Consider the following 734-nt stretch of genomic DNA (forward strand, 5'->3'; position numbering starts at 1 on the left):
AAAGGTCCCGTGGTGTAGCGGTTATCACGTCGCCCTGTCACGGCGAAGATCGCGGGTTCGATTCCCGTCGGGACCGTTAGGAGCAACCGATAGGTTGTTTTTAAATAGAAAGAGACTCGTTAGCTCAGTTGGTAGAGCATTTGACTTTTAATCAAAGGGTCGCTGGTTCGAGCCCAGCACGGGTCATAGATGCGGGTTTGGCGGAATTGGCAGACGCACCAGATTTAGGATCTGGCGCTTTAGGGCGTGGGGGTTCAAGTCCCTTAACCCGCATAGGAAATAGCCGGCTTAGCTCAGTTGGTAGAGCATCTGATTTGTAATCAGAGGGTCGCGTGTTCAAGTCATGTAGCCGGCATAGAGGAAGATAATGCGAACGTAGTTCAGTGGTAGAACATCACCTTGCCAAGGTGGGGGTCGCGGGTTCGAACCCCGTCGTTCGCTTGAGGCGCCGGGGTGGCGGAACTGGCAGACGCACAGGACTTAAAATCCTGCGATGGCAACATCGTACCGGTTCGATTCCGGTCCTCGGCATCAATAGAGCACCCATGGCTCAACTGGATAGAGTACCTGACTACGAATCAGGCGGTTAGAGGTTCGAATCCTCTTGGGTGCATGACTCACTTAATGAAAATTAAGGGAGCTTTCTTCTTTAACCTATCGGGAAGTAGCTCAGCTTGGTAGAGTACTTGGTTTGGGACCAAGGGGTCGCAGGTTCGAATCCTGTCTTCCCGATT

Annotated in this window: 8 tRNA genes; all 8 read left to right on the plus strand. The window is 52.3% G+C overall.

Annotated features, from left to right (window positions below):
* Positions 1-3 precede the first annotated feature (3 nt).
* A tRNA-Asp gene (locus STRDD13_RS08065) sits at positions 4-76 on the plus strand.
* A 37-nt stretch (positions 77-113) separates the two neighbouring features.
* Positions 114-186: transfer RNA gene (locus tag STRDD13_RS08070), tRNA-Lys, on the plus strand.
* A 5-nt stretch (positions 187-191) separates the two neighbouring features.
* Positions 192-273, plus strand: a tRNA-Leu gene (locus tag STRDD13_RS08075).
* A 9-nt stretch (positions 274-282) separates the two neighbouring features.
* Positions 283-355: transfer RNA gene (locus STRDD13_RS08080), tRNA-Thr, on the plus strand.
* A gap of 14 nt (positions 356-369) precedes the next feature.
* Positions 370-441 (plus strand) — tRNA-Gly (locus STRDD13_RS08085).
* Positions 442-447: 6 nt separating this feature from the next.
* Positions 448-531 (plus strand) — tRNA-Leu (locus tag STRDD13_RS08090).
* An 8-nt stretch (positions 532-539) separates the two neighbouring features.
* Positions 540-613: transfer RNA gene (locus STRDD13_RS08095), tRNA-Arg, on the plus strand.
* Between the two features lie 45 nt (positions 614-658).
* Positions 659-732: transfer RNA gene (locus STRDD13_RS08100), tRNA-Pro, on the plus strand.
* Positions 733-734 lie beyond the last annotated feature (2 nt).

Origin of the sequence: Streptococcus sp. DD13 (assembly GCF_001578875.1) — a bacterium.
In the GTDB taxonomy this organism is placed as follows: Bacteria; Bacillota; Bacilli; order Lactobacillales; family Streptococcaceae; genus Streptococcus.